Source organism: Amycolatopsis sp. NPDC051716, from assembly GCF_040681595.1.
GTDB lineage: Bacteria > Actinomycetota > Actinomycetes > Mycobacteriales > Pseudonocardiaceae > Amycolatopsis.
The window spans coordinates 269,210-291,713 of sequence record NZ_JBFAZA010000006.1; the positions used below are offsets into that span (position 1 = coordinate 269,210).

General features: G+C 73.1%; 22 protein-coding genes. 9 read left to right on the forward strand and 13 right to left on the reverse strand.

Annotation, left to right across the window (positions count from 1 at the left end):
- Positions 1-94 precede the first annotated feature (94 nt).
- Positions 95-538 (forward strand): YdeI/OmpD-associated family protein, encoded by a 444-nt coding sequence (locus AB0M30_RS10790; RefSeq protein ID WP_364582465.1) that lies wholly within the window; start codon positions 95-97, stop codon positions 536-538.
- Here the strand turns inward: AB0M30_RS10790 and AB0M30_RS10795 are convergent, their stop codons facing one another.
- Both AB0M30_RS10795 and AB0M30_RS10800 read right to left on the reverse strand, forming a co-directional pair.
- Positions 539-1,951, reverse strand: coding sequence for an AMP-binding protein (locus tag AB0M30_RS10795; protein ID WP_364582468.1), 1,413 nt, complete (start codon positions 1,949-1,951; stop codon positions 539-541).
- Positions 1,952-1,982: 31 nt separating this feature from the next.
- A complete protein-coding gene (locus tag AB0M30_RS10800) occupies positions 1,983-2,975 on the reverse strand; it encodes a hypothetical protein (RefSeq protein ID WP_364582471.1) in 993 nt (330 codons plus the stop codon).
- A 216-nt stretch (positions 2,976-3,191) separates the two neighbouring features.
- Between AB0M30_RS10800 and AB0M30_RS10805 the strand changes: the two genes are divergently transcribed.
- The 6 genes from AB0M30_RS10805 (at position 3,192) to AB0M30_RS10830 (ending at position 7,269) form a co-directional block, all read left to right on the forward strand.
- Positions 3,192-3,536 (forward strand): WXG100 family type VII secretion target, encoded by a 345-nt coding sequence (locus AB0M30_RS10805; RefSeq protein ID WP_071831485.1) that lies wholly within the window; start codon positions 3,192-3,194, stop codon positions 3,534-3,536.
- 18 nt (positions 3,537-3,554) lie between these two features.
- Complete coding sequence (locus tag AB0M30_RS10810; protein WP_003057455.1) at positions 3,555-3,857, forward strand: hypothetical protein; 303 nt, start codon at positions 3,555-3,557, stop codon at positions 3,855-3,857.
- A gap of 103 nt (positions 3,858-3,960) precedes the next feature.
- The gene (locus AB0M30_RS10815; RefSeq protein ID WP_360182861.1) at positions 3,961-4,347 is read left to right on the forward strand and encodes a hypothetical protein; all 387 of its coding nucleotides are present in this window, start codon (positions 3,961-3,963) and stop codon (positions 4,345-4,347) included.
- The gene (locus AB0M30_RS10820) at positions 4,344-5,648 is read left to right on the forward strand and encodes a WXG100 family type VII secretion target (RefSeq protein WP_364582474.1); all 1,305 of its coding nucleotides are present in this window, start codon (positions 4,344-4,346) and stop codon (positions 5,646-5,648) included. Before AB0M30_RS10815 ends, AB0M30_RS10820 begins: the two co-directional genes overlap by 4 nt.
- The gene (locus AB0M30_RS10825) at positions 5,648-6,919 is read left to right on the forward strand and encodes an alpha/beta hydrolase (protein ID WP_364582476.1); all 1,272 of its coding nucleotides are present in this window, start codon (positions 5,648-5,650) and stop codon (positions 6,917-6,919) included. The genes AB0M30_RS10820 and AB0M30_RS10825 overlap by 1 nt, the downstream gene beginning before the upstream one ends.
- Complete coding sequence (locus AB0M30_RS10830) at positions 6,916-7,269, forward strand: hypothetical protein (RefSeq protein WP_364582479.1); 354 nt, start codon at positions 6,916-6,918, stop codon at positions 7,267-7,269. Before AB0M30_RS10825 ends, AB0M30_RS10830 begins: the two co-directional genes overlap by 4 nt.
- A gap of 199 nt (positions 7,270-7,468) precedes the next feature.
- On the opposite strand, the gene AB0M30_RS10835 is transcribed toward AB0M30_RS10830, so the two are convergent.
- From AB0M30_RS10835 to nadA, 4 genes are all read right to left on the reverse strand, one after another.
- Complete coding sequence (locus AB0M30_RS10835; RefSeq protein ID WP_364582648.1) at positions 7,469-8,602, reverse strand: S8 family serine peptidase; 1,134 nt, start codon at positions 8,600-8,602, stop codon at positions 7,469-7,471.
- Positions 8,603-8,690: 88 nt separating this feature from the next.
- Positions 8,691-9,584, reverse strand: a complete 894-nt coding sequence (nadC, locus tag AB0M30_RS10840; RefSeq protein ID WP_364582482.1) for a carboxylating nicotinate-nucleotide diphosphorylase — start codon at positions 9,582-9,584, stop codon at positions 8,691-8,693.
- The gene (locus tag AB0M30_RS10845) at positions 9,581-11,224 is read right to left on the reverse strand and encodes an L-aspartate oxidase (protein ID WP_364582485.1); all 1,644 of its coding nucleotides are present in this window, start codon (positions 11,222-11,224) and stop codon (positions 9,581-9,583) included. Before AB0M30_RS10845 ends, nadC begins: the two co-directional genes overlap by 4 nt.
- Positions 11,221-12,231 carry a quinolinate synthase NadA gene (nadA, locus tag AB0M30_RS10850; protein WP_364582487.1) on the reverse strand — a complete coding sequence of 337 codons (1,011 nt, stop codon included), beginning with the start codon at positions 12,229-12,231 and terminating at the stop codon, positions 11,221-11,223. Before nadA ends, AB0M30_RS10845 begins: the two co-directional genes overlap by 4 nt.
- A 112-nt stretch (positions 12,232-12,343) precedes the next feature.
- On the opposite strand from nadA, the gene AB0M30_RS10855 reads away from it, so the two are divergent.
- Both AB0M30_RS10855 and AB0M30_RS10860 read left to right on the forward strand, forming a co-directional pair.
- Positions 12,344-12,976 (forward strand): NUDIX domain-containing protein, encoded by a 633-nt coding sequence (locus tag AB0M30_RS10855; protein WP_103339831.1) that lies wholly within the window; start codon positions 12,344-12,346, stop codon positions 12,974-12,976.
- 40 nt (positions 12,977-13,016) lie between these two features.
- Positions 13,017-13,733, forward strand: a complete 717-nt coding sequence (locus AB0M30_RS10860) for an LON peptidase substrate-binding domain-containing protein (RefSeq protein ID WP_364582490.1) — start codon at positions 13,017-13,019, stop codon at positions 13,731-13,733.
- Between the two features lies 1 nt (position 13,734).
- Here the strand turns inward: AB0M30_RS10860 and AB0M30_RS10865 are convergent, their stop codons facing one another.
- From AB0M30_RS10865 to AB0M30_RS10895, 7 genes are all read right to left on the reverse strand, one after another.
- Positions 13,735-14,775, reverse strand: a complete 1,041-nt coding sequence (locus AB0M30_RS10865; RefSeq protein WP_103339833.1) for a M48 family metallopeptidase — start codon at positions 14,773-14,775, stop codon at positions 13,735-13,737.
- A gap of 48 nt (positions 14,776-14,823) precedes the next feature.
- Positions 14,824-15,420: a DUF2567 domain-containing protein gene (locus tag AB0M30_RS10870; RefSeq protein ID WP_364582493.1), complete on the reverse strand. Its 597-nt coding sequence runs from the start codon at positions 15,418-15,420 to the stop codon at positions 14,824-14,826.
- 305 nt (positions 15,421-15,725) lie between these two features.
- Positions 15,726-15,941, reverse strand: a complete 216-nt coding sequence (locus AB0M30_RS10875; RefSeq protein WP_360182881.1) for a hypothetical protein — start codon at positions 15,939-15,941, stop codon at positions 15,726-15,728.
- Positions 15,928-16,941, reverse strand: coding sequence for a biotin synthase BioB (bioB, locus tag AB0M30_RS10880; protein WP_364582495.1), 1,014 nt, complete (start codon positions 16,939-16,941; stop codon positions 15,928-15,930). The genes AB0M30_RS10875 and bioB overlap by 14 nt, the downstream gene beginning before the upstream one ends.
- Before the next feature lie 79 nt (positions 16,942-17,020).
- Positions 17,021-17,740, reverse strand: a complete 720-nt coding sequence (gene bioD, locus AB0M30_RS10885; protein WP_364582650.1) for a dethiobiotin synthase — start codon at positions 17,738-17,740, stop codon at positions 17,021-17,023.
- A 133-nt stretch (positions 17,741-17,873) separates the two neighbouring features.
- A complete protein-coding gene (locus AB0M30_RS10890; protein ID WP_364582498.1) occupies positions 17,874-20,057 on the reverse strand; it encodes a SulP family inorganic anion transporter in 2,184 nt (727 codons plus the stop codon).
- A 212-nt stretch (positions 20,058-20,269) separates the two neighbouring features.
- Positions 20,270-22,501: a SulP family inorganic anion transporter gene (locus AB0M30_RS10895; RefSeq protein WP_364582501.1), complete on the reverse strand. Its 2,232-nt coding sequence runs from the start codon at positions 22,499-22,501 to the stop codon at positions 20,270-20,272.
- Between the last annotated feature and the right edge of the window lie 3 nt (positions 22,502-22,504).

Below are 22,504 nucleotides of genomic sequence, written 5' to 3' on the forward strand. Positions count from 1 at the left end.
GCCGCCGTGCCCCCCCCCCCCCCCCCCCGGACACACCCCGCCCCCCCGGGGGCCCCCCCGCCCGGGGGCCCCCCCCGCGGCGCATACTCGCGGCATGAAGTTCCGCACGACCGTGCTGCTCGGCGGCAAGACCGCGACCGGCCTGCCGGTGCCCGCCGACGTCGTCGAGGCGCTCGGCGCCGGCAAGAAGCCCGCGGTCACCGTGACGCTCGGCGGGCACGCGTACCGCACGACGGTCGCGAGCCGCGGCGGGCAGTTCCTGGTGCCGCTCAGCGCCGAGAACCGCGAGCAGGCCGGGGTCGCCGCCGGGGACGACGTCGAGGTCGAGATCACGCTCGACACCGCACCCCGTGAACTCGACATCCCCGCCGACCTGGCCGAAGCGCTCGCCGCCGACGACACCGCGCGAGCCCGGTTCGAGAGCCTTTCCTACAGCGCGAAGCAGCGGTTCGTCCTGCCGATCGGGCAGGCGAAGACCGAAGAGACCCGGCACCGGCGTGTCGCCAAGGTGATCACGGACCTGCGCGCCGGGAAGTAGTCACTCCACAAGGGACGCCCGCAGCGCCGCCTTGTCGGGTTTCCCCGACGGCGCCACCGGAACCGACGCCACGAAGCTGAACCGCGCCGGGACCGCCGCCTCCCCCAGTTCGGCCGCCACTGCTTTCCGTACCTCGCCCAGATCAGGCGAGCGACCCGGCACCGGGACCACGAACGCGTGCGCCGCCTCGCCGGTCCGCGCGTCCGGGACCGCCACGACGTACGCCTGGTCGACGTCCGGGCACGCGGCGATCGCCCGCTCGATCGGGCCGGTGTAGTGGATGATCGCGTTCACGATCACCACGTCACGCGCGCGGCCGGACAGGTGCAGGTAGCCCTCGCCGTCGACGAAACCCAGGTCCTGCGTGCGGACCCAGCCGTCACGCAGCACCTCGGCCGTGGTGACCTCGTCACGCCAGTAACCGGCGAACGCCGACGGCGTGCGCACCCAGACCTCGCCCTCCCGCACCGCGATTTCCACCGTATCGCAGGCCTTCCCCACCGAACCCGGCCCTTCGTCGGCGCGGCAGATCGTCAGCATCCCCGTCTCGGTCTGCCCGTACGCGTGGTGCATCGCGGGCCCGATCCGCTCGGCCGCCTCGGCGAGCTTGTGCGGCGGCACCGGCGAACCGGCCACGATCAGCCTCCGCAGGCCGCTCAGGTCGACGTCCGAATCCCGCAGCACGTCGAGCATCTGGTGCAGCCGCGGCACCGTGGTCAGCGCCGCCGAAATGCCCAGCCGCGGCAGCACGCCCGGGAAGTCCGGCAGCCCCTCGGGGATCACCGCCGTGCCGCCCGCGAACAGGCACACCCCCAGCTGCTCGACCATCACCGCGCTGGCCAGGGAACCGAACAGCAGGTACCGGCCGAACCCCGCGCCCAGCCGCTCGTGCGCCGAGCCCGGCACCGGCGGCCGCCAGACCCGGCCTTCGGTCAACGCGCGGTAGCGGTACGCCACGCCCTTCGGGACGCCGGTGCTGCCGCTGGTGAACACGACCGTCGCGATGTCGTCGAGCCGTGCCTGCGGCACCGGCTCGGTGTAGCGGGCCAGCAGGGACGGCCCCACCCGCAGCACCGGCACCCCGACGTCGGCCACCGGTTCCGCATCGGTCACCAGGGCTTCGACGTCCTGGAGGATGTGCCGCAGCTGCGCCTCCGGCAACCCGGGCCGCACCGCGACCGCGCGGGCGCCGAGCACGTGCACCGCGACGAGCGCGGCGAACCCCTCCGGCGTGACGGCGGTGGCCAGCCCGACGCCGTCGCCCGGGCCGAGCCCGGCCGCCTGCAGGCCCGCGGTGAACCGGCCGATCAGTTCCCGCAGCTCGCCGCGGGTGGTCACCCGGGTGCCGTGTTCGAACGCGGGGACTTCCGGAGCGCGCTCCAGCTCGTCCAGCAGTGCCTGCGGGTGCACCATCGCGACTCACCTTTCGCCCGGGGCGTCCGGTCTACCGGGCGGATCTCAGAATTTCGGCAGAAACGACCCGCTCCGCCCGCGGGAGCGACCGCAGGGACAGCGTGCCCGCGACGGCGAGCGCCGCGATCAGGCCGGTGGCGGCGGCGAGGGTCCAGAAGTCCGGGTGCACGATGGACTGGCCGCGCTCGGCCTGCCAGGTGAGCAGCGCGATCAGGCCCGCGTAGCCGGCGCCCGCGGTCCGGACCAGCCGGCGGCGGACGACGTCGGATTCGAGCACCCGGTAGCGGCGGGCCAGCAGGAGCAGCCCGAACGCCACCAGCGGCAGCACCTGCAGGGCGTGGATGCCGACGAAGTGCGGGATCCGCAGGTCCCCGCCGACCGTGCTCCAGCCGACCACCGGCAGCCCGGGGCCACCGTCCTCGACGCCGACCGAGTGCGCACCGAACGTCGAGAACTTGCCGTTCGCCTCGAGCACCGCTTCCTGCGCCGGTGTGGCCGTGAACATCAGCGTCGCGACGTACATCCCCACCACGGCGAGGCCGGCGCCCCAGCGCAGGGCCGACCTCAGCGCCCGGTCCGGGATGCGCTGGAACAGCAGCAGCACGGCGACGGCGGCGGTCATCGACCACGCCGTGTACGCACCCCCGGCGACCAGGTTGTTGATCATGGCGTCGGCCGGCGTCGACTGGTTGAAGTGCAGCGTGCGGCCGCGGACGATGATCTGCCACACGAGCAGCGCGAAGTCCAGGCCGATGCCGGCGGCGAAGAGCGTCCCGAACCACCAGCCGGCGCGGCGGCCGCGGCGCACGTGCGTCAGCAGCCACGCCAGCGTCAGCGCGTACAGCCCGATCGAGACGGAGAACTTGAACGGCTTGAGCCAGATCGGCGCGTTGACCAGCGTGCGATCATCGAAGAGGAGTCCGAGCAGCGAGACCGCGCACAGCACCCCCATCACTCCGGCCAGCACCACCAGCGGGCGGTGCCACGCGCGGAGCGTGACCAGCGGATTTCCCTTGTCTGCCATGCCTTCAAGCCTGGCGTGGGGGCGGCCCGGGGTCACTGGAGCGCGCCACCGTCCCGGGGTGGGGAACGCCCTACCTCCGCCCGCGTGGGTAATAGTGCCGTCAGCGCGACCGGCAGTTGTGCCGTTTGACCACACTGGCCTCTTTCCTAGCGTGACTTTCACACGCGCGGACCACCGCGCCAGGGGAATTCGCTTCAGGAAGGAGGTGGCCCGTCGATGTCCAGTCCGGGATTCCAGGCAGATTCCGCTGCCATGACGCGCGCCGTCCAGGGTTTCGAGGAAACCGCGACGAACGCCAAGTCCACGATGGCCAGCTTGGAGTCCGAGCTGACCGAGGCCCTGCGCAACTACAAGGGTGACCAGGCCGTGGCCTTCTGGGACCTCCAGCGGCGGCTGCAGGAGAAGATGACCGCCGCGGTGAAGGAGCTCGACACGATGTCGCAGCTCGTGCACACCAGCCACGCGAACTACGGCCGCGGCGACGCCGACGTCCACCAGAGCTTCCAGGGGGTCGGCCACACCCTCGAGGGCTCGGGCGTGCTCCCCCGCCTCAACCCCTGACCCGAGAGGACGCCCACCATGGCCGACGTCGTCGAAATCAACTTCGCCGCGCTGCAGCACAGCTCGGCATCCCTGGCCGCCAAGGCCAAGGCGCTCACCTCGCAGCTGGAGCAGCTGCACCAGAACCTGCAGCCGATCACCGCGACCTGGTACGCCTCCGGCAGCTCCGCCGGTGACGCCGCCCGCCAGGCCGAGACGCGCCTGCGCCAGGCCACCGCGGACATCGTCGCGATCATCGCGCAGTTCGGCGGGAAGGTCGGCGAGGCGCACGACCTCCAGCAGTCGCTGGAGAACCGCAACCAGGGACTGTTCGCGGGCTGATCCGCGCACCAGACGTCGGTCGGCCGGTGCGGGAAACCCCCCGCTCGCACCGGCCGACCGGCTTTCCTCCTGTCCGCCAGTCGCGCCCAGAGAGCCGGGACCGATGCCAGACCAGTCGTACTACGTCCACCTGGAATCGCTGAAGGACTTCGTGCGGGAACTGGAAACCCAGATCCACGCGATGTCGAAACCGAACGACTTCCTGCTCACCCTCGGCGAGGAGCCGCTGCTGTTCGGCGAGTTCGGCGAGGCCGGGTCGCTGGCCGACGCCCACCGCGCCGCCGTCTCGGAGATGCAGGGCCTGCTCGACCAGGTCCGCAGCGCGATCGGGTTCGCCCAGGACGTCACCACCACGGTCGCCGACGGTTACGCCGGCGCCGACCAGTCGGTGGCCGGGGACCTGCACGCTTCGGGCGCCGTCACCGGCCTGCTCGACCCGGTGCTGGGGCTGCTGGGCGGCGGAGACACGGACGGGAGCCGCAAGGGATGACGAACACCGCGCACACGAACTTCGCCGCGTACAGCCACCAGCAGCTGTACGCGATGCTGCAGGCCGGCGACCCGAACAGCGCGCGGCACGCCGCCGACAAGTGGAAGTCCGCCGCGCTGCACCTGCACGAGCAGGCCCACAACCTCGACTCGGAGCTCACCGAGTTCAAGGACCAGTGGACCGGCGGCGCGGCCGACCAGTACCAGCACATGATCACCGACCTCGCGAACGGCATCTCGAAGGTGGCGCAGACCGCGGAGGCGATGAACGTGATGCTCGGCGACGCCGCCGACGCGCTGGTGAAGGCCAAGAAGGAAATGCCGCCGCCGGTCGCGGTGCCGGACGTCGCTCCCGCCGACGTCGCGCTCGCGGTGAACCCGCCGCTGCTGCCGCCGGACGCCTCGCCCGCCGTCGTGCAGGCCGCGGCGCAACAGCGTCAGCAGGCCATCGCGAACGTCGAAGCGCAGCAGGCCGCCGCGAACGCCGCCGGATCGGCGCACGGCAAGGCGATCGTCGTGATGACCCAGCTCGCCGGGGAGTACACCGTCGCCGAGGAGTCGATCCCGGCTTCGCCGAACGCCGTGCCGGCGCCCACCACCCCGCCGGCCGGTGGGGGCGCGGGCAGCGCCGGGTCGCCGGGGCTGGTCGGCAACGGCCTGAGCGGTCCCGGGGTCGTCGTCACCCCCACCGACGGGCACCCGCTGCCCGGGGGCACCGGAACGACGCTGCCGCCGGGGACGACCGTGCCGGCGTCGAACCCGCTGTTCGGCGACATGTTCACCGCCGGGCTCGCCGCGGCTTCGGCCGCCGCGTTCGGCCGGTTCGGCTCGATCATGCCGAAGGTGCCGTCGTGGGCGACGGGCAAGGATCCCAAGGACGACAAGGAAGAACCGCCGGGCACGAAGCTCGGTGGGGGCGGCGCCGGCGTCGAAGGCGGCTCCGGTGGCGGCATCCCGATCGGCGGGGGTGACGCGCCTTCGCTCGGCGGCGGCGCCGGTGTCCCGGTCGGTGGCGGCGGGCTCACCGGCCCCGGCGACGTGCCGGCGGCGCATTCCGGCCTGGCCGGCGACGGCGGCGCGGGCAACGCGCTGAGCGGGCTCGCCGGCGGCGCGGCCGGGGCCGTGGGCGCGGCGGCCGCCAAGGGCGCGATGCCGATGATGCCCATGATGCCGATGGGCATGGGCGGCGGCGGGGACATGGGGTCCGGGCGGCGGATCCCGGCGTGGCTGGTGGAGACGGAGAACGTCTGGGGCCAGTCGGCGCCGGTCGCACCGCCGGTCATCGGCGAAGACGGCTCCTGATGACGGCGGCGGGCTATCGCGTGGTCCCGGCGCGCCTCGACGCGGTGGCCGGCGAGTCCGGTTCCCGCGCCGAGGCGCTTGCCGCGGCGCAGTCGGCGGTGGCGGGCGAGAAGCTGCCCGCCACCGCGTTCGGCCAGGTGAGCGAATCCGCCGCCGCGGCCAAGACGTTCGAGAAGACCATGACGGAGCTGGGCGGCGAGCTCGGCTCGCACGTGGAGCTTCTGCGGCGGCTCCAAAGTGGACTCGTCGCTTGCGCGGCCGGATACCGGCGGGCCGACGCGCAGGTCGCCGCGATGTACCGGGCGCTGCTGCCCGAGGATCCGTTGCCCCGCGCGGGAAATCCCGCCGGGATCGGCGGTGCGGCCGACACCGGGGCGTGGGCGCGCGCGATCGCGGGCAACCGCGTGAAGGTCGCCGACGCGCTGACGGCCGAGCGTGCGCGGCTGGCCGCGTTGACCGACCCCGGCGAGATCGCGCGGTCGCAGGCGCGGGTCAAGCTGTACGAAGACATCCTCGCGCACGACCGGCAGATCCTGCGGTTCGACCCGTCGGGAAACGGCCGGATCGCCGAGCTGGTCGGGCACATCGAGCCGGGGACGCGGAACGTCGGGCTGTTCGTGCCCGGCGTCAACACGCAGCTGTCGAACTTCGACGCCTACGCCGGCCTCGGCCGCAGCCTGGTGGCCGCGGACCCGGCCGGGCGCACGGCGGTCGTCGTCTGGGCCGACGGGGTGTTCCCGCAGGGCCCGGTGGCGCAGGGGCCGGACGCGGGGTACGCGCGGGCGATGGCGCCGGACCTCAAGCACTTCGCCGACGACCTGCGCGGCGAGATCGCGAGCCACGCCGGCTCCGACGTCACGCTGACCGCGATCGGGCACAGCTACGGCGGCGCGACGGTCGGGCTCGCCGAGACGCACGGCCTCGACGTCGACCGCGTCCTGCACGTCGAGTCGGCCGGCATGGGCCACGGCGTGTGGTCGCCGGCCGACCTGCCGCCGAGCCAGGCGGGCGTCCAGCGGTTCTCGATGACGGCTCCGCTCGACCCGATCGTGCTCGCGCAGGGCAACGCGTGGGGCCTGGAGTGGACCGGCATCGGCCACGGCGCGGACCCGGACGTCTTCCCGGGCGTCACCGAGCTGGGCACCGGCGACCAGGCGGACGGCTCGCCGTCGTGGGGCGTGTCGTCGCACAACGACGTGCTGAAGCCGGGGTCCGATTCGTGGACGAACATCTACCGCGTCCTCACCGGCGGTGGGAGCGTGGCCCCGTGACCCCGGAACTGCGCCGCCTCGCGGCCGAGCTGACCACGGTGATCGACTCTGTCGCGGCGTCCTTCGGCGGCCTCCCGGACCGGACGTTGGACGGCGAGCTGGACTGTGACCCGACCACCCCGGGCCGGCTGCTGTGCTGGCAGTACGGCGTCCGCGTGGAGCACCCGGCTTCGCCGGAAACCCGCCTGCCGTCGCTCCTCCCGGCGTTGCACGCCGACGGCTGGGAATCCCACGACCGCAGCACCCCCGCCGAGCAGATCACCCGCTTCACCCGCCACGGCACGGACTTCACGATCCACGTCGCCACCGCGGTGACGATCGTCGGCTCCACCCGCCCGGTCCCCGCCTGACGTGTCGACCCCCCAATCACGCGAGATGACCCTCCAATCACACGAACCGACCCTCCAGACACGCGAACCGACCCTCCAGGTACGCGAGTTCGCCGTTCCGGTACACCGAATCGCGGGCGGAGCAAGGCTTCTCGCGTGATTGAGCGGGCATCACCCGTGATTGGAGGGGCATCACTCGTGATTGCGGGGTCGACACGGCTTACGGGGTGAAGCGGGTGGGGCGCCAGGCTCGGCGGCGGGCGCGGCGGACCGCCGCCACCGTCACTCCGGCGGCCGCGGCCAAGGCGACCCCGGCCAGGGCGATCGTGCCCGCGGGGACGTCCGGCGGGCGGGGTGCCGGGGCTGCGGCCGGGACCACCGCCGGTGCCGGGGCCGCCTGCGGAACCGCGCCCGGCGGGGGGACGTCGGCGGGCAGGGTCGAGGACACCGCCGCGTAGGCGTCCAGGACTCCCCAGCCCAGCCGGGGGTCGTGGCCTCCGGACGGCGGACGGTGGGCCGTCAACGTCAAGCGCGTGACGACCTGGTCTCCGGAAAGCGACGGGTGGTACGCCCGCACCAGCGCCGCGACGCCGGCGACGTAGGCCGCCGCGAGGCCCGGGTCGGTCACCGGCCAGCGGTGCGCCACCGCGCCGCCCGCTCCCGCCGACGTGCTCACCAGCTCCGCGCCCGGTGCCGCGACGCCGACGTAGTCGCCCGCTTCGGTCTGCACCGGCTCGCCCGCGCGGTTCACCGAGCCGACGGCGAGGACACCGGACGTCGCCGTCGGGTACGTCCGCGCGCCCTGCTGGGTCGCCGACGCCGCCGAGACGACCACCGCCCCTTTCGCGCGCGCCCGCGAAACCGCCGCCGACAACGCCGGGCTGTCGGCCGTCGCGGGCACGGCGACCAGGATCACGCCCGCCCGGCGGTCCGCCGCCCGGTCGATCGCCTCGGCGAGCTTGCCCGGATCACCGCCGTCGCCGGCGGTGTACCGGATCGGCAGCAGCCGTACGCCGGGCGCGACGCCGGCGAACGTCGTCGACGGATCCGGCTGGGCGCCGACGATCCCGGCCGCGATCGTGCCGCGGCCGTCGCAGTCGGTGCGCTCGGTGCCGGCGCCGCTGTCGAGCTGGCCGGGGGCGAACTGCGTGTTCTGCGCGTCGACGCCCGTGCCGACCACGGCCACCAGCTGGCCGCCGCCGCGCGTCAGCGGCCACAGCCGCGCCGGGTCGACCAGGCGCTGGCCCCACGGGACCTCGCCGGCGTAGGTGCCGGACGGGTTCGCACAGCCCTGCGCCGAAGCGGCCGGCGCGCAATAGCCCGACGCCGCCACGAGGCCCGCCACCGCGAGCAACGCCGGTAACCGCACCCGCACCCCCGAAGCCGAAAGACGGTGGCGGACAAGGAAGTCCGCCACCGTCAGTCTAGCCCGGAACGCCCTCTCAGCGAAGGTCCATGCCGAGATCCAGCGCGGGCGACGAATGGGTCAGCCCGCCCACCGACAGATAGTCCACACCGGACAGTGCGTAGGCCTTACCACGGTCGAGGGTCAGCCCACCAGAGGATTCCAGCCGCGTCTTCGGGGAGACTTCGTCGCGGCGCGCCACCGCCCGGCGGCACTCCTGGGGCGTGAAGTTGTCCAGCAGCACCTCGTCCGCCCCGGCGGCCAGCGCCTCCTCGAGCTGCTCCAGCGTGTCCACCTCGACCTCGCAGGCCAGCTCCGGCGCGTGCGCCCGGGCCGCGGCCAGCGCCGCCGTGACCGAACCGGCGGCGACGACGTGGTTGTCCTTGATCAGCACCGCGTCCCCGAGGCCCAGCCGGTGGTTGACGCCACCACCGCAGCGGACGGCGTACTTCTGCAGCAGCCGCAGCCCCGGCAACGTCTTGCGGGAGTCCCGGATCGCGCAGCCGGTACCGTCCACTTCGGACACCCAGGCGGCGGTCGCGGTGGCGACGCCGGAGAGGTGGCACAGCAGGTTCAGCGCCGTGCGCTCGGCGGTGAGCAGCCCGCGCACCGGGCCGGCCAGCACCAGCGCCGGCTCGCCGGCGACCAGCCGATCGCCGTCTTCGCGCCGGGCCAGCACCTCGTAGCCGTCGCCCAGCACCATGTCGAACACCGCGAGCGCCACCGGCAGGCCGGCGACCACGCCGTCGACGCGCGGGGTCAGCTCGGCGACGGCCACCGCCGAAGCGGGCACGGTCGACGCCGTCGTCGCGTCGGGCCCGTACCGCAGGTCCTCGCCGAGCGCCGTGCTGACCACGCGCGTGACGTCGTCGACGTCGAGGCCCGCCGCCGCGATCAGGCGCCGGACGGCTTCGGAGATCGGGAACGTCATGCCACGCCCTCCAAGGGGATCGGGTCGGCCAGCACGGGCTGGCCGGACGGGCTGAGCCGGATGTGCTGGCTGCGCCGCCAGCCGTCGTCGCGCCCCGGGAAGTCGGTCCGCACGTGGCAGCCCCGCGACTCGGTGCGCCGGACGGCCGCGGCCAGCAACGCCTGCGCCACCACCGTCAACGCTGCGTCCTCGACCGCCGCGTGCGTCCACAAGGGAGTGTCCGAAAGCGACAGATCGAGCACCGAACCGGCCGCCGCCAGCCCGTCGGCGTCACGGCCGATCGCCGCGTACCGGCTCATCACGCGCTGCAGCGAGTCGCGGTCCGCCGCCGCCGCGGTGGCCGACGACGGCAGGCGGCCGCGCGCGGGATCGGCCAGCAGCCCGGCCGCGAGGTCCGCCGCGACGGCCTCCGCGACGCGCTGCCCGACGACCAGGCCTTCGAGCAAGCTGTTGGACGCCAACCGGTTCGCGCCGTGCAGCCCGGTCCGCGCGACCTCGCCGGCCGCGTACAGCCCGCCCACCGACGAACGTCCGTCCACAGTGGTCACCACCCCACCGCACGAGAAGTGCGCCGCCGGGGTCACCGGGATCGGGTCCACGGTGGGGTCGAGCCCCAGCGCCGCGCACGCCGCGAACACCGTCGGGAACCGCCGCGCGAACCCCGCGATCGAAGTCGCGTCGAGGAAGACGTGGTCGTCGACGCCGCCCGGCGCGGTCGCCATCCGCCGCGTGATCGCCGCCGAGACGACGTCGCGCGGCGCGAGGTCGCCGAGCGGGTGCACGCCCCGCATCACCGGCAGGCCGGCGCCGTCGACCAGCGTCGCGCCCTCCCCGCGCACCGCCTCGGTGACCAGCGGGCAGCGGCCGCGCGCGCCCGGGGTGTAGAGCACGGTCGGGTGGAACTGCACGAACTCGATGTCCGCGACGGTCGCGCCGGCCCGCAGCGCGAGCGCGAGCCCGTCGCCGGTGGCGATCTCCGGGTTCGACGTCGCCTGGTAGAGCTGCCCGATCCCGCCGCTGGCCACCAGCACGGCCGAAGCGCGGACGACGCCGGGCACGCCGTGGCGGTCCAGCACCGTCACCCCGGCCACCCGCCCGCCGGGGGTGCGCAGCGCGTCGACGGCGATGTGGTGCTCCAGCACCGGCACCCCCGCCTGCCCGGCCTGCGCGACCAGGGCGCGTTCGACCTCGGCGCCGGTCGCGTCGCCACCCGCGTGGATCACGCGGAACGCGCTGTGCCCGCCCTCGCGGGCCCGGGCGAGCAGGCCGTTCCCGGACGCGTCGAACCGCGCGCCGTCGGCCCGCAGCCGGGCGACCGCGGCCGGCCCGCCGTCGAGGATCGAGCGCACCGCCGCCTCGTCGCACAGGCCGGCGCCCGCGGTGAACGTGTCCTCCGCGTGCTTGGCGACGGAGTCGTCGAGGTCGTGCTGGTCTTCCAGGACCACGGCGACGCCGCCCTGGGCCCAGCGCGTGTTGCCGTCCGCGACGGCGGCCTTGGTGATCACCAGGACGTGCAGCCCGAGGGCCTGCGCCCGCAGCGCCGCGGTCAGCCCCGCGACGCCGCTGCCGATCACGACCAGGTCGGCGCGTGCTTCCCAAACCGGGGTTTTCGCCCGTGGGTCACTAACCGGCGGCGTCATTCGCCGCCGCCGGGCTGCCGGATCTCGATCATCCGCTGCACCGAGGCCCGCGCGCGAGCGGCCGTCTCGACGTCGACGTGGACCTCGTCGAGGCCGTCACGCAGGCAGCGCAGCAGCGCCGCGGGCGTGATCATCTTCATGTACCGGCAGGACGCGCGGTCGTTCACCGCCCGGAAGTCGATGCCCGGCGCGGCCTTGCGGAGCTGGTGGATCATGCCGATTTCGGTGGCCACCAGGACGGTCTTGGCCTTGGTGTCGCGCGCCTCGTGGACCATGTCGCCGGTGGAGAGGATCTTGACCCGCTCCGGCGCCACGGCGCCCTCGCCGGCCAGGTAGAGCGCCGACGTCGCGCAGCCGCATTCGGGGTGGATGAACAGGTCGGCGTCCGGCTCCGCGGCCGCGCGCTCGGCCAGCTCGGCGCCGTTGATGCCCGCGTGGACGTGGCACTCCCCGGCCCAGACGTGCACGTTCTCCCGGCCGGTGACGCGCTTGACGTGGGCACCGAGGAACTGGTCCGGGAGGAAGAGAACCTCCTGGTCGGCGGGGATGGACGCGACGACGTCCACGGCGTTCGAGGACGTGCAGCAGATGTCGGTCTCGGCCTTGACCTCGGCCGTGGTGTTGACGTAGGAGACGACCACCGCGCCCGGGTGCTCGGCCTTCCAGGCGCGCAGCTCGGCGCCGGTGATGGAGTCGGCCAGCGAGCAGCCGGCCCGCGCGTCCGGGATCAGGACCGTCTTTTCCGGCGCCAGGATCTTCGCGGTTTCGGCCATGAAGTGCACGCCGCAGAAGACGATGGTGGACGCGTCACTGCTCGCCGCGATCCGGCTGAGCGCGAGGGAGTCGCCGGTGTGGTCGGCGATGTCCTGGATCTCCGGGACCTGGTAGTTGTGCGCGAGCAGGACCGCGTCGCGCTGCTTCGCCAGGCGCCGCACCTCCTCCGCCCAGGCCGCGTTCGCCTCGACCCCGCCGTAGGGGGTGAGATCTTGTTCGAGCGTCGAAGTCATGCTGGCCCTCCTGGACCTGTCTCCGGTTTTCGCCTTACAATCGAAAACCGTGCGAAGTCATCTTAACACCCAGGCTCCCCTGGCCCACGAGGTTTTGGGCGCGGTCCTTCAAGTGCGCTCGGACACACTGCGGGTGCTGTTGTGGCGGCGCGCGCTCGACCCGCACCTCGGCCGCTGGTCGCTGCCGGGCGGGCGGCTGCGGCCCGACGAGGACGTCGAGACGTCGATCCGGCGCCAGCTCGCCGAGAAGGTGGACGTCCGCCAGCTCAAGCACGTCGAGCAGCTCGCGGTGTTCAGCGATCCGGACCGGGTGCCGGGCCCGCGCGTGGTGGCGACGGCGTTCCTCGGCCTGGTCCCGTCCGACGTCGACCCCGAGGTGCCCGAAGACACCGAGTGGCACGACGTCGCGAAGCTGCCGCGCACGGCGTTCGACCACGAGGCGATCGTGCTGCGCGCCCGCGACCGGCTGCGGTCGAAGCTTTCGTACACGAACCTCGGCTTCGCGCTGGCGCCCGACGAGTTCACGATTTCGGCGCTGCGCGGCCTGTATTCGGCGGCGCTGGGCTACCGCGTGTCGGCGACCAACCTCCAGCGGGTGCTGTCCCGCCGCGGGCTGCTGGTGCCGACCGGCCACACGGCCCCGCCGGGCCGCGCGGGCGGCCGTCCCGCGGCGTTGTTCTCCTTCGCCGGCAAGGGCATGCAGATCACCGACCCCTTTGCGGTGTTCAAACCACCCAACCGGTGACCATCCTGCGGCGAAGGCGTTCTGCCCGTACGGTTGACGCGTGACCGAGCCGGAATCGGATAGTGACGCGACGACGACGATCCTGCCGTTGTTCCCGCTCCAGACCGTGCTGCTGCCCGGCACCAATCTTCCGCTGCACATCTTCGAACCGCGGTACCGGCAGCTGATGGCGGACCTGGTGGGCGGCACGGTGCCGGGCCGCGAGTTCGGCGTGGTCGCGCTGCGATCGTCACTGACCCGCGAGGTCCGTGGTCTGGACCAGTTGTACGAAATCGGCTGCAGCACGGTGCTGCGCGAGGCGAAACGCCTGCCGGACGGCCGGTTCGACGTGGTGACGCAGGCCCAGCGCCGCTTCCGCCTGCGCGACCTCGACTGTGTTTCGGCGCCGTACCTGATCGCCTCGGTTGAGTGGGTCGACGACGACCCGGTGACCCCGGCCGGCGGCATGGCCGAGCGCCTGGCGACGGTCGCCCGCGCGGCGCACCAGCGGTACTGCGAAACGGCGTGGCGCAGCGATGACTGGCACGCCCCGGACGCGGACACGACGATCACCGAGCTGGCCTACGTGCTGGCGGCGGACTGCCTGCTGCCGCTGGAGGACCGCCAGCGGTTGCTGGAAGAACGCCACCCGCTGCGCCGGCTGCGCATCGCGTGCCGGCTGCTGACGCGGGAGGCGGGCTTCCTGCACACGCTGGGCGCGGTGCCGCTGCCCCCGGGCGAGCTGACCGATCTGAGCCGACCGGCCAGCTTGAACTGACTCAGTCCGCGGCGCCGTTCCCGTTCCCGTTGCCGAACTTGTTCCACACCTTGCCCGCGGCGCCCGAAACCGCTTCACCGACGTCGCTGAACACCTTCGTCAGCGGGTCCGTCGACGAGTTCCACGATTCCTTGTACGACTGGGCCGCCGACTTCAGGTCGTCCTTCCAGTCCGACGACGGGCTTTCGGCGTCCCGGCGCAGGTAGTCGCCGGCCAGGATCGCGCGGTAGTTCTCCGATGCCGCCCACTTCTGCAGCTGCGCCGCGCGGACCACCGCGAACGGGTGCGACTCCGTCTCGACCGACCTCAGCTTGAGGAAGCTGTCGCGGATGTCCTCGACCGACTCGTATTCCGCGGCCTGCTGCAGGAACGACGGGACGTCGATGCGCGCCGGGTCGATGCCGCCCGCCACCTGGATCTGGGCGCGCAGCGCCGCCGTCGGGTTCTGGCTGCACAGCAGGCCGGCACGGTCGCACGACAGCTCGGCCTTGCGGAACCACTCGCGCAGCGCCGCGATGATCGCCCGGATGCCCAGCGCGCTGACCGGCGTCCAGGACATCGCCAGCTGCAGGCTGATCAGCCGCACCATGATCGTGCGGTAGACCGCGTGCCCGGAGAGCACGTGCCCCATCTCGTGGCCGAGCACGAACCGCAGGGACTCCTGGTTCATCAGCTCGACGAGCCCGGTGCTGATCGCGATGAACGGCTCGTCCATGCCGACCGTCTGCGCCTGGATCTGCGCGTTCTGGAAGACGAACACGTTCGGCACCGCGGGCAGGTCCAGCGTCTCGGCGCATTCGTGGCGCAGCCGGTCGAGCTCCGGGTACTGCTTCGGCCCGACGCGGATCGACGACGCCAGCGCCATCAGCCGCTCGCCGCGCTCGTTGTAGAAGCCCGAAACCGCCTTCACGACCTGGGCGAAGCCCGGCACCGCGCGCAGCGTGGCGAGCGCGCCGCGGTCCACCGGGTGCTCGTAAGCGCGTGGGCTGATGCCGGGAAAGCGGACGGCGTTGTGCCGCGAAACCTCGATGTCCTCGGTCACTGCTGGTTCCCCCCTGTAGGTGACGGACACCACCTTAGGGGAAACCGGTCAGCCGAGGCGGCGGCCCAGGTCGTCGCACCCGTTCCAGGTGGCCAGCAGGCTGTAGGCGATCGACACGCCGAGCGGGCCGGTCAGCAGCACCCACCACGACTCCAGGCGCGGCGCCAGCTCGATCACCGACCCCAGCGCGGGCGGGCTGGAGATGGCGTAGTGGCTGTTCGCCCAGCCGACGCCGAGCAGCATCGCGAGCGCGCCGGCGAGCGCGACGCCGAGCACCGCGGCGAGGAACACCACCGGCCCGCGCCGTTCGCGCAGCAGCCAGCAGACGACGCCGACGACGATCCCCAGCCCGAGCGTGAGGAACCCGAAGACGGCCAAGTCGTCGAACCGGTGCCAGCTTTCCAGCTCCAGGGCACCCTGGGTGCCGTCGGCGGCGACGATGCGCACGCGTTCCGGCGGGGCGAGCCGCGACCACGCGAAGGCGAGCGGGAAGCTCAGCAGGCTCAGGGTGCCGAGCACGCTGATGGCGGGCAGCAGGTCGGCCTTCACGACGACGCGCGGCCGCCGCTCCCGGAACAGCACGGGCACGGACCACGGGCCGGCAACGGCCGACGGCCGGTGCGCGGGCCCCGACGACTCACTCACCCGGACTCCCTCCTGCGACAGTGCCACCGAGCGTAACCGGTCGATGCGGGGACGCGGTGAGCTGCTCGCCGTGTCGGCCGGGCGGGCGGTGCGGGCCGTAGTGAACGATCTGGTTAGTTACGTCCTCGCGGCGGCGCGAGCAAATGAACTATCCGGTCCGTTACCCCCGCTGCGCCAGCCGGTCCAATGAACGGTCTGGTTCGTTACTGCCTCGCAGCGACGCAAGCCAATGAACGATCCGGTCCGTTACCGCGCCGCGCCCGGCCAACCCAATGAACGATCTGGTTCGTTACCCCACTCGGCCGTCAGCCGCTCGCGGTCTCGCCGTGCCGGCTGCAGCGGGCCGTCCAGCCGAGCGGGCTCACCTGAACCACCAACCGGCGCGCGCAGAACGTGCAGTACCGCGGCGGTTCCAGCGCCGTCCGGGGGTTGTGGCACGCCGGGTGGTCCGCCCCACCCGGCGACTCCTGTCCACAATGGACACAAAAGGCAGCGGCTGTCGCAGCGTCAGAGGCTGTCACTGAGCGCCTTGATGGGCATCTTGAGCTCGTCCAGCATCTCCAGGTCCGCCGAAGCCGGCCGGCCCAGGTTGGTCAGGTAGTTGCCGACGATGATCGCGTTGATCCCGCCGAGCATGCCCTGCTCCGCGCCGAGGTCGCCCAGCGTGAGCTCGCGGCCGCCGGCGAAGCGCAGCATCGTGCGCGGCATCGCGAGCCGGAACGCCGCCACCGTCCGCAGCGCGTCGCGCCCTTCGACGATCTCGTAGTGCTCGTACGGCGTGCCCGGCTGCGGGATGAGGAAGTTCATCGGCACTTCGTCCGGGTTCAGCGACGCCAGCTGCACGGCGAACTCCGCGCGCTGCTCGACCGTCTCCCCCATGCCGATGATCCCGCCGCAGCAGACCTCCATGCCCGCGTCGGCGACCATGCGCAGGGTGTCCCAGCGCTCTTCCCACGTGTGCGTCGTGACCACCGACGGGAAGTGCGAGCGCGCCGTCTCGAGGTTGTGGTTGTAGCGGTGGACGCCCATCTCGACGAGCTCGTCGACCTGCTCCTGCGTCAGCATGCCCAGCGAGCAGGCGATCTGGATGTCGTTCCCGTCCTCGCGGATCGCGCGAACGCCCTCCCGGACCTGCGAGAGCAGCCGCTGGTCCGGGCCGCGGACGGCGGCGACGATGCAGAACTCCGTCGCGCCGGTTTCGGCGGTCTGCCGGGCGGCCTTGACCAGGTTCGGGATGTCGAGCCACGCCGAGCGCACCGGCGTCGGGAAGCGGCCGGACTGGGAGCAGAAGTGGCAGTCCTCGGGGCAGCCGCCGGTCTTCAGGCTGATGATGCCTTCGACCTCGACCTCCGGCCCGCACCAGCGCATCCGCACCTCGTGCGCCAGGGCGAGGAGGTCCGGCAGCCGGTCGTCGGGCAGCCGGAGCACGTCGAGGACCTGCTGTTCACCGAGGCCGACGCCGTTTTCCAAAACCTGCTCGCGCGCGAGGGCGAGGACATCGGTGTCCGGGACTGCGGTCACGGGCGGCTCCTTGATCGAGGTGGTGCGGAAAGCGTCCCTCATCGTGCACGAAGGTACGTCGAGGCGACAGCGATGCAGGTCACTTCCCGGCAGAAGCGCAACCGGCGAAAAGCTCCGGGTCGAATTCGCCGCCGAACCACGGCGAGAGCCCGGCCCGGGCCGCGGCCAGGAAGTCTTCCCGGGAGGACTGGCCGAGGCCGGCGGGCAGCACGCCGAGCAGGGGCGCCCCGGCCGCGACCGGCAGGTCTTCGAGGTTGGACAGCGCCGCGAGGTCCGGTTCGGCCGGCCACGCGCCGATGATCACGCCGGCGACGGTCAGCCCGCGCTTGCCGGCGACCTCGGCGGTGAGCGCGGTGGCGTTGAGCGTCCCGAGACCGGCCTCGGCCACGATGATCACGAGCGAGCCGAGTGACCAGGCGACGTCGGCGAGGCTCGCGCCCGTGCGGTCGAAGCGCACGAGCAGGCCGCCGGCGCCCTCGATGAGGGTGAGGTCGTGCGCGGTGTCGAGGTCGGAGGCGGCCTGGGCGATTTCGCCGGGGTCGAGCGCCGGCAGCCCGCTGCGCCGGGCGGCGGCTTCCGGGGACAGCGGATCCGGGTAGCGGCGCAGTTCGCGCGTGGTGACGTCGGGCCCGGCGAGCCGGACGACGTCCTGGAGGTCACCGGGCTCATCGAGCCGCACCCCGGTCTGGGCCGGCTTCAGCACGGCCACCCGCTGTCCCCCGGCCACCGCCACGGCCGCGATCGCCGCCGTGGTGATCGTCTTGCCGACCCCGGTCCCGGTCCCCGTCATCACCAGCATGGTCACGGGCCATCAACATAGTGACTCCGGGCCCGGGTGCGCACGCGGGCCGTGGTCAAAGCCCTGCCACAGCCCATCGTGAGTGGTAAAGCGGGTTAGAACCCGCCTTACCACTCACGAGCCGGACGGCGGGTCAGGCGCCCGGCACCACCACCGGCGCCCCGGCCGGGCGGAACGTCCGCTCGGCCGCGTCGAACAAGTACACCTGGGCGTCGCCGACGTGGAAGTACATCGCCGTCAGCTGCAGCTTCCCGGCCGACTCGGCCGCCGCCACCGCCGGGTACTCGCGCAGGTGCTCCAGCTGCTGGAGCACGTTGTGCAGCGCCAGCCGATCGCCTTCCCGGTCCGGGACGCCGCCGTCGAGGGTGGCCGAGCCCAGCCGGTGCGCGCTCGGTTCGGCATGGTGCAGCCAGGCCGACAGCGGCCCCGGCGGCGGGCCGTCGGCCAGTGCGGCCATCGCGCCGCAGCTCGAGTGGCCGCACACCACGATCTCCTCGACCCCGAGGACGCCCACCGCGTACTCGATGGACGCGTTCATCGACGCGTCCGCCTGGCCCGGCGGGACCAGGTTGCCGATGTTGCGGATGGTGAACAGGTCGCCCGGCCCGCTCGTCGTGATCAGGTTCGGCACGATCCGGGAATCGCCGCAGGTGATGAACAGGGTGCGCGGCCGCTGGCCGTCGGCCAGGCCGGACAACGTGTCGCGCAGCAGCGGGGCCGCGCGGCGGTGGAACTCCGTGGCGCCGCGGCGGGTCTGCTGGGCCGGGATCTCGACCCCTTCCGCCGCCTGCCACTCCGACCACGGCGCTAGCCAGCGCGGCACCGCCCGGCTGGCGGCGACCCGGGACCGCGTCGGGCGGCCCGCCTTGCCCTCGCCGAACCAGGGGTGGCCGACCTCGTCGACCTCCACCGTGCCGCCGGCGCGCTCGTACGCCTGCTGCCAGGTGTGCAGGCTCTCGAACGCGGCGTGGTCGAGGTAGTCGACGACCAGCTCCAGCCGCACGGTGACGCCGCCCGGGACGGTCCCGAGCACCTTCGACAGCCGCGGCACCGACAGGAACGTCAGGACGCCTTCGACGACGACGCGCCAGTCGTCACCCTCCCGTTCGATGTGGATGCCCGACCAGACCGTGCGGCGCAGCATCAGCACCACCGCCAGCCCGATGCCCGCCAGCACGCCGGTGAGCAGGTCGAACACGACGACGCCGGCGAGGGTGAGCAGGTACACGGGCAGGTCGCCGTGGGCCAGCACGGTCTTCATGTGCCCGGGGTTGACCAGCTTCGCGCCGACGTGCACGAGCAGCCCGGCCAGCGCGGCCAGCGGGATGCTCTGGATCAGCCCGGCGAGCAGGACGACGAACAGCAGCACCCAGAGGCCGTGCAGCACCGCCGACGCCCGGGACTTCGCCCCGGCGGTGACGTTGGTGGAGCTGCGGACGATGACGCCGGTGACGGGCAGGCCGCCCAGCGCTCCGGAGAGCATGTTGGCCGCGCCCTGGCCGACCAGTTCGCGGTCGAGGTTGGCGCGCGGCCCGGTGTGCATGCGGTCGACCGCCACCGCCGAGAGCAGGCTCTCCACGCTGGCGATCAGCGCGATCGTGACGACGGCCAGGGCGAACCCGCTCCAGCCGCCGTCCGGCAGCTGCGGGACGAGGTGGATGTTCAGCAGGTCACCGGGCAGTTCGACGCGCGGGAGCGTCATCCCGAACGCGACCGACACCACCGTGGCCACCGCGATCGCGGCCAGCGGCCCCGGCACCTTGCGGACCGCCGCCGGCAGCTTCGGCCAGATCAGCAGGAGGCCGATGGTGAGCAGGCCGACGATGGTGGCGGAGTCGTGGTGGGCGATGATCTGGGCGGGCAGCTCGGCGACGTTCTCCACGGCCGAGCTCTGGGCTTTGCCGCCGAGGATGACGTGCAGCTGGCCGAGCACGATCGTGACGCCGATGCCGGCCAGCATGCCGTGCACGATCGCCGGCGAGATGGCCAACGCGGCGCGGGCGATGCGGCTCAGCCCCAGCAGGATCTGGAGCGCCCCGGCAGCGACGGTGATCGCGCAGGTGACGACCCAGCCGAACGTCTGGATGGTTTCGGCCATGACCACGGTCAGGCCGGCGGCGGGCCCGCTGACTTGCAGCGCGGAGCCGCCGAGGGCGCCGGCGACCACGCCGCCGACGACGGCGGCCACCAGCCCGGCGGCGACCGGGGCGCCCGAAGCGAGGGCGATGCCGAGGGACAAGGGGACGGCTACGAGGAAGACGACCAGTGAGGCCGGCAGGTCGTGTCGGAGCACGGCGAGGGGTCTCATGATCACCATGCAACCGGAAATCGAGTGAAATGTCCGCTATGTTCCACCCGATCGAGTGAATAAATCGCCATAATTAGCCCGGATGTCACAAATCGGGCAGCTGGTTAACACGCCGTTCACGCGCGGCCGCCTGTCACGTGACAGTTGAATTTCGTACGACACAAGGCTTTGCGCGCCGGTGGCCACCCCCGTGGGCAACGGAGGTGGCCGCCGGCGGTGCGTCAGTGCTCCAGCGCCCCCGCGGGGACGAACCCGCGCGCGGCTTCGTCCAAAAGGGACACTTGCGCCGCGCCGACGTCGAAGTACATCCCGGTCAGCCGCAGCGCACCCCGCTCCAGGGCCGCCGCGACCACCGGGTAGCCGCGCAGCATTTCCAGCTGCTGCACCACGTTCTGCAGGGCCAGCTGGTCGGCCTCGGCGGCCGGCCGCTCGCCACCGAGCAGCAGCGGCGCCTCGCGGCTGCGGCGCCGGAGCGTCGCTTCGCCGTGGCGCAGCCAGCTGCCGAGCTGGTCGAGCCCGGCCGGGGCCCGGCCGAGCAGCGCTTTCATCGCGCCGCAGCCGGAATGGCCGCACACCACGATTTCGGCGACCTCGAGCACCCCGACGGCGTACTCGATCGCCGCGCCGACCGACGAGTCCGTGCCGTCGGCCGGCGGCACGAGGTTGCCGATGTTCCGCACCGTGAACAGGTCGCCCGGCCCGCTGGTGGTGATCAGGTTCGGCACGATCCGCGCGTCGCCGCAGGTGATGAACAGCGTGTGCGGCTGCTGACCGTGCGCCAGCCCGCTCCACGTGTCGCGCAGCAGCGGCGCCGTGCGGCGCTGGAACTCCGAAGCACCGCGGCACAGCAGGGAACTGGCGGTGCGCTGGGCGGGCAGCACGACGTGCTCGGCCTGCCACTCCGACCACGGCGCGAGCCACCGCGGCACGACGCGCGCGGCGACGCTGCGGCGCACGGTCGGCTCCCCCGCGCGGCCGCGGCCGAACCACGGGTGCCCGATCTCGTCGACCGTGACGCACCCGGCGTGCGCCTGCTGCCAGCCGCGCAGGCAGTCGAACGCGGCGTGGTCGAGGTAGTCGACGTGCAGTTCGAGGGTGACCTCGGCGTGCGGGGGCACCTCGGCGAGCACCCGGGTCAGCCGCGGCACGGACAGGAACGTCAGCGCGCCTTCGATGACGACGCGGTGCCGGTCACCCGCCCGTTCGACGTGGATGCCGGAGAAGATCATCCGGCGCAGCATCATCGCCAGGGCCAGCAGGACCCCCGCCGCGACCCCGGTGAGCAGGTTGACGGCCACCGCACCGGCCAGGGTGACGGCGTACACCGGCAGGTCGCCGTGGCGCCGCACCTCCTTGAGCCCGTGGAGGTTCACCAGCTTCGTCCCGACGTACACCAGCAGCGCGGCCAGCGCCGCCAGCGGGATCAGCCGCAGCACGCCGGTGAGCAGCAGGCAGGCGGCGAGGATCCAGCCGCAGTGCAGGATCGCCGACGCCCGGGTGCGCGCGCCGGCCTCGAAGTTGGTCATGCTGCGCACGATGACGCCGGTGACAGGGAAGCCGCCGAGCGCGCCGGCGGCGACGTTCGCCGCGCCCTGCCCGATGAGTTCGCGGTCGAGGTCGGTGCGCGGGCCGCCGCGGAGCTTGTCCACCGAGACCGCGGACAGCAGGCTCTCCAGGCCGGCGATGAGCGCGATGGTGACCGCGGCGACGGCGAAGCCGCTCCAGCCGCCGTCCGGCAGCCGCGGCACGAGGTGCAGCGAGGGCAGCCCGGCGGGGAGGTCGACGCGCGGCAGGCTCATGCCGGTCGCGATGGAGAGGCCGGTGGCCAGCGCGACGGCGGCCAGCGGGGCGGGCACGCGGCGGACGAGGTTCGGCAGCCGCGGCCAGGCCAGCAGGACGCCGAGGGTGACGACGCCGATCAGCACGGCCTGGTCGTGGTGCGCGGCGACCTGGCCGGGCAGCGCCAGGACGTTGGCCAGCGCGGAACCCTGGGCCGAGCCGCCGAGGACGACGTGCAGCTGGCCGAGCACGAGCGTGACGCCGATGCCGGCGAGCAAGCCGTGCACGATCGCCGGGGACACGGCGAGCGCGGCGCGGGCGGCCCGGGTGAGGCCGAAGAGGATCTGGAGCAGGCCCGCGGCGACGGTGATCGCGCAGGTGACCGGCCAGCCGTGGGTGGCGATCGTGTCGGCCAGCACCACGGTGAGGGCGGCGGAGGGGCCGCTGACCTGCAGCGGCGATCCGCCGAAGAGGCTCGCGACCAGCCCGCCGACGACGGCGGAGATGAGGCCCGAGAGCAGCGGTGCCCCGGCCGCGAAGGCCACGCCCAGGGACAGGGGGACGGCGACGAGGAAGACGACTATCGACGCGAGGAAATCGTGCTTGAGGTTCTCCAGGTGCTCGGAGTGCTTCGGGGGTCCGGTGTCGTGCTCGCCACGAACGATCTCGATCATGGG

What these genes read in the sequence shown, in the direction of transcription:
- AB0M30_RS10890 (WP_364582498.1), bottom strand. Translation starts at nt 20,057, where the DNA reads ATGGTGATCATGAGACCCCTCGCCGTGCTCCGACACGACCTGCCGGCC.
- AB0M30_RS10815 (WP_360182861.1), top strand. Translation starts at nt 3,961, where the DNA reads ATGCCAGACCAGTCGTACTACGTCCACCTGGAATCGCTGAAGGACTTC.
- AB0M30_RS10895 (WP_364582501.1), bottom strand. Translation starts at nt 22,501, where the DNA reads ATGATCGAGATCGTTCGTGGCGAGCACGACACCGGACCCCCGAAGCAC.
- AB0M30_RS10845 (WP_364582485.1), bottom strand. Translation starts at nt 11,224, where the DNA reads ATGACGCCGCCGGTTAGTGACCCACGGGCGAAAACCCCGGTTTGGGAA.
- AB0M30_RS10790 (WP_364582465.1), top strand. Translation starts at nt 95, where the DNA reads ATGAAGTTCCGCACGACCGTGCTGCTCGGCGGCAAGACCGCGACCGGC.
- AB0M30_RS10820 (WP_364582474.1), top strand. Translation starts at nt 4,344, where the DNA reads ATGACGAACACCGCGCACACGAACTTCGCCGCGTACAGCCACCAGCAG.
- AB0M30_RS10800 (WP_364582471.1), bottom strand. Translation starts at nt 2,975, where the DNA reads ATGGCAGACAAGGGAAATCCGCTGGTCACGCTCCGCGCGTGGCACCGC.
- AB0M30_RS10795 (WP_364582468.1), bottom strand. Translation starts at nt 1,951, where the DNA reads ATGGTGCACCCGCAGGCACTGCTGGACGAGCTGGAGCGCGCTCCGGAA.
- AB0M30_RS10810 (WP_003057455.1), top strand. Translation starts at nt 3,555, where the DNA reads ATGGCCGACGTCGTCGAAATCAACTTCGCCGCGCTGCAGCACAGCTCG.
- AB0M30_RS10825 (WP_364582476.1), top strand. Translation starts at nt 5,648, where the DNA reads ATGACGGCGGCGGGCTATCGCGTGGTCCCGGCGCGCCTCGACGCGGTG.
- AB0M30_RS10805 (WP_071831485.1), top strand. Translation starts at nt 3,192, where the DNA reads ATGTCCAGTCCGGGATTCCAGGCAGATTCCGCTGCCATGACGCGCGCC.
- bioD (WP_364582650.1), bottom strand. Translation starts at nt 17,740, where the DNA reads ATGCTGGTGATGACGGGGACCGGGACCGGGGTCGGCAAGACGATCACC.
- nadC (WP_364582482.1), bottom strand. Translation starts at nt 9,584, where the DNA reads ATGACGTTCCCGATCTCCGAAGCCGTCCGGCGCCTGATCGCGGCGGCG.
- nadA (WP_364582487.1), bottom strand. Translation starts at nt 12,231, where the DNA reads ATGACTTCGACGCTCGAACAAGATCTCACCCCCTACGGCGGGGTCGAG.